General features: G+C 53.5%; 3 protein-coding genes, 1 pseudogene and 1 other annotated feature. All 4 genes and pseudogenes read left to right on the top strand.

Annotated features, from left to right (window positions below; all coding sequences use genetic code 11):
• Positions 1-597 precede the first annotated feature (597 nt).
• The gene (locus tag RKE40_RS29265; RefSeq protein ID WP_316021676.1) at positions 598-1,728 is read left to right on the top strand and encodes a class I SAM-dependent methyltransferase; all 1,131 of its coding nucleotides are present in this window, start codon (positions 598-600) and stop codon (positions 1,726-1,728) included.
• Between the two features lie 16 nt (positions 1,729-1,744).
• Positions 1,745-2,761: a glycosyltransferase family protein gene (locus tag RKE40_RS29260; RefSeq protein ID WP_316021675.1), complete on the top strand. Its 1,017-nt coding sequence runs from the start codon at positions 1,745-1,747 to the stop codon at positions 2,759-2,761.
• Positions 2,754-4,046 (top strand): glycosyltransferase family 4 protein, encoded by a 1,293-nt coding sequence (locus tag RKE40_RS29255; RefSeq protein ID WP_316021674.1) that lies wholly within the window; start codon positions 2,754-2,756, stop codon positions 4,044-4,046. The genes RKE40_RS29260 and RKE40_RS29255 overlap by 8 nt, the downstream gene beginning before the upstream one ends.
• A gap of 310 nt (positions 4,047-4,356) precedes the next feature.
• Positions 4,357-4,754: pseudogene (locus tag RKE40_RS29250) on the top strand (transposase); the annotation flags it as partial.
• Positions 4,641-4,754, top strand: a sequence feature (AL1L pseudoknot). This feature is flagged as partial in the annotation. It overlaps the preceding pseudogene by 114 nt.

Raw genomic sequence — 4,754 nt, 5'->3', positions numbered from 1 at the left:
GTCGAAGCCTTCAGAACACGCATGCGAAGATCGTCACTCAGAGCTTGCGCCATCCTTCATTCCCTTTAACAGGAAGGTTGAATCAGCCCGAGCCGAGTTCGTCACATCACTATCGATTCAACGTTCGGCGGAAACGCTCTAGAGCGTTTCCGTTCGGCGTCATGATGGCGCGGAAATAAGGTCACGGAGTAACTCACATTCGACTTTTCACACCCTGGAAGGCCTATCGAGGACGCCTTATGAAGTATTTGATAGACCATTCCGCAGGGCACACCTGCTGCTTTTGTTTGCTCATGCCACTAAAAAATAGAGGCTTGGCAAGGTCGCGCGGAGCGAGGGGCCTTACTCGAAATACCTTCGGAACATCCAGCTCAAAGCCATGACATTGGCGGGACACTTTAGCTTCCGGCGATCCAGGGAACGGCAGGATCAAGCTCGGGCCACCGCCCTGATGATCTCCGACAGCGATTGCTCGACAAAGGTTGCGAACCACGTTTCACTCGCCTTATCACTAAGGCGGCATCCGCCGCTCGCAAGTGCGCGTACGGATTGATATCAAGCCGGATCAACTGCTATACGCAGCCGATATAAGGGTTTATGACGTTAATGTCCAGAACATACTTTCCTTTCAGCTCGGCAGCGCTACGAACTCCGCGCTGGCTCGAACACTCAGCGTGGGTGGAACACAGCCCATTTAGCTTCTGGCTCGTGTCATGGCTGCGTCCGAGAAGCATTGTTGAACTAGGCGTTCACACAGGATACTCCTATTTGACGTTCTGTCAAGCTGCCTCTTCTCTCGAAGGCAAATGTAGTGTATTTGGCGTAGATACATGGGAAGGTGACGAGCATGCCGGATTTTATAATTCGGCCGTCTATGATACGTTGAGGAGTTACGTGAACGAGAATTATCCTTCGTTCGGATCGTTGATTAAATCAAAATTCTCTGATGCAGTTCAGAATTTTCAGGACGAAACGATTGATCTGATTCATTTTGACGGCCACCATTCATTCGAGAGCGTCTCGGAAGATTGGAGCGAATGGAGATCCAAGCTGTCAAAAAATTCGGTTGTATTATTTCACGACACCAATGTTTACGATAGAGATTTCGGCGTTTATAAATTATGGAATAGCTTGTCTTCAGATTATCCCTCATTGGCCTTCCCGCACGGCTATGGCCTGGGCGTTTTGTTCTATGGCGAGACTGCGTCGCAGCGCTGGAAAGAAGAATTTTCGCACCTAGGCGCCGGCGATTGGAACGGCCTATTGCAGCTTTACGCTCGGCTGGGGCGAGGCCTGTCGCTGCAGCTGCAAATTCGAGATGTCCAGCGAAGCGCCGAGACTGAGGTCCAGCAGGCGCGCCAAGAGTTTGCTCGCGATTTGGAGGCCCAGCGCGGCGCGCTGACCGATGAGGCGCGGGCGGTATTTGCTGATAAGCTGACTGCCATAGAAAGTGACTATCAAAGCGCGCTTGCCGAAGGCTCTGATAAGCTGACCGCCCTGGAAAACGCCCATCAAAACGCGCTTTCCAAAAATACTGCCAAGCTGGCCGCCATGGAAGGCGCTTACCAAAGTGCGCTTGTCAATAATACGGCCGACCTGCGCGCCAAGCTCCACGAGGCCACAGCCGAGCTCGAAGCTATGCGGTCGTCCGCGAGCTGGCGCATGACATCGTCATACAGGTCCATCGGAAGCGCGATCAAATCCATCATGAAATCGTCGACGAAGTGAGTTCGGAGTTTGCATAATGCGGTTGGCATTTGTAGGGCAGGAAGAGTATTTCGGGTGTCACGTCGAGAGAGATCTCGATAATTTGTATAATACAAAGTTTTTTCAACTTCGATTTGGGGCGACCAAACAATACTATAAAGAATTGATTGAATTTAATCCAGATATAACAATAGTGTTCAGAGGTGAATTAATGGATGCCGAGACCCTTTCAGATTTGAATGGAACAAAAATAGGATATTCAACGGAGCCGTCTCCCAAAATAATAGAGGGAAGACTAGAATATACGCGGGATAGCCTTGGTCGATTCAAGACGGTTCTTGGAATTTTTGATAAACCCTACGACTATATCTTTCATTATGACGAGGCTTCGCGCTCGTTTTTTGAGAGTCAGGGGCTGTTTTTCAGCGGTTACGCTCCTTTGCCGATCGCTACCGAAACCTATGTGCCGCTACCGATCGAGCGCAGCAGAGGGATTTTGTTCTTTGGCCGCTCGACGGAACACCGCGAAGGTATTCTTGGACCGTTGAAGCGTGACTTCGATGTTCTTCATCTTGCCCATGGCTGGCCGGGAGGGACTGCGCACGAAATTAGCGAGTTCAACACTTTCGTTGCGCGATCGCGCGTAGTCCTCAACATTCACGCCGAAGACGAAGTTTCGTGGGAGCCGAGGCTGCAACAATGCCTATCCTGTGGCGCGCTGGTTATTTCTGAGCCCATATCAGACAATACGTATTTAACTCCGGATGTGCATTACCTGCAGGCCTCTGGCGGGCCTGCCTTCTACGACTTGGTGCGACGTGTGATGGAGAACCCATCAGAATTCGCAGGCGTGGCGCGCGCTGGGCGGCAGCGTGTCTTGCAAACGCTGTCCTCCGCGTCATGGTTTCCTCGGTTCTTTCAGAACTTGCAGCAGACTGGTGCTAACCGTTTTGCTCTGAATTCAAGCATGCTGTCCATCTCGGAGCTCGAGATCATGCTGGAGTTCAAGGGCTTCTCCCACCTCAGTACATATATGGCCTCACGCAATGCTTGATATCGCTTTCCTTGTCGCAGGCGTCGGCATTTCGGGTGGGACCAACACCATTCTCGAACATGCGGCGAATATCGCCCAGTTAGGAAATCGCGTCACCCTTGTGACCTTGAACAAGTGCTCGCCATCTGCCCTGGCATGGCATCCCAATGCGCAGCATCTCGCGACGCTTGGGGTGCGCGTCATCCATATCGACGAGGTTGGAAAGCGAGCCTTCGACGTCGCCATAGCAACGTTCTGGGCGACCGTGTTTCACATGTGGAAGATAAACTCAGAATCCTACCTCTATTACGTTCAGTCGATAGAATCTCGTTTCCCGAGCGAAGATGAGGTCGACCTGAAGCTTCTTATAGATTCTACCTACGAGATGGGCCTCGGTCTCATTACTGTTGCGAGTTGGATGACGCGATACCTGCAGCAGGTGCATGGGCAGACAGCATCCCTAGCGCTAAATGGGATCCGTAAGGACATATTTAACGCCGGGGTCCGCCCCACCCAGGTTCGCCCACAGAACGGGCCGCGCTTGTTGGTCGAGGGTCCGTTCGATGTCGCCTTTAAGAATGTTCCCAATACTCTGGCCGCGTGCCGGGATGCGGGCTTCCAAGACGTCTGGCTCGTTACGAACGACCGCATTGATCCGACAGTCGGGGGGGTGGGTCGTGTCTTCCAGCACGTTCCGATGGCCCAGATGAACGAGATTTATGGATCTTGCGATGTCTTGGTGAAACTAAGTTTAGTCGAGGGCATGTTTGGACCTCCTTTGGAAATGTTCCATTGTGGTGGGACAGCAGTTGTATTCGATGTTACGGGACATGATGAATACATAAAGGATGGCGTAAATGGTATTGTTGTCCAAACTGGAAATTATTCGCGCGTATCCGACGCCTTAAGGAAGCTGAGGAGTAGGCCTGAGATCTTACAGCGTCTTCAAATGAATGCCCTTAGAACCGCTTCGGAATGGCCAGATTGGCAACAAAGCTCCGCTTGTTTTATGAACTCGATAGAGGATGCACGAGGACGCGCGACTGTTACGCAGAGTCAACTTAGAAATATTTGCTGGAGGTTGTGGGCCCTATTTCAAACCGGGCGGCGACTGCGTGCTGAAGAGCGCGAAAAATCCCAAGCCGCCGCTTGCACTTCCCGGAGTCTTGAGGTAGCGGCTCATACAGCTCGCAATATTGAGGCGGAGATCCTTGATGCTGTCTACAGGAGCAACAGTTGGCGCATGACATCACCACTTCGCGCCATTATGCGCAGCATCTACAAGGTAACCGGGCGCGCAGGCTGATCGCTGTCGAGCGCGGGGAGCACAGCTAATTGCATGGAGGCCGCGATCCGGGGCCACGGCGCGGATCAGCCTGTATCTTGCCCCCCACAACAGTGGTCGATCTGTTCAGGGCAAGCGACAGCAGAAACCCAAGTAGATAGACTTCAAACTGCAGCAGCCATCACCCCCGCGGCGGCATAAGCAGTCCTGAGTCCGTCTTCAGACGAGCGCGTAGCTGTACAGATCATCGATTAGCTATTGAGCTTGCTTTGCCAGTTCACTGAACCGCGCCGGGTTGGTCGGAGGCTCCAACTCCTGAGAGGATGGGGCTATGACGAGCAACACGACGAACAAGTTCTCGCCTGAAGTACGCGCCCGCTCAATGCGGATGGTGCTGGATCATGAGGCCGAGCGTCGTCGCGCTGGGCGGCGATCACGTCGATAGCCGACAAAATCGGCTGCACGGCGCCGACGCTGAGCGAGTGGGTGAAGAAGGCTTAAGGTCGACAGCGGCCGCAAGCGCGGGCTGACGACGGACATGGCGGCCAAGCTCAAGGCTCTGGAACGCGAGAACCGGGAGCTGCGGCAGGCGAACGAGATTTTGCGCAAGGCGTCGGCGTATTTTGCCCAGGCGGAGCTCGACCGCCGACACCGGTCATGATCGGCTTCATCGACGATCACCGCGGGGCCTATGGGGTCGAGCCGATCTGCAAGGTGCTGCCGATCGCC

It is taken from the genome of Allobosea rubneri, from assembly GCF_032464875.1.
GTDB lineage: Bacteria > Pseudomonadota > Alphaproteobacteria > Rhizobiales > Beijerinckiaceae > Allobosea > Allobosea rubneri.
The sequence above is the reverse complement of the archived record's forward strand: the minus strand, read 5'-3'. Positions and strand labels throughout refer to the sequence as shown.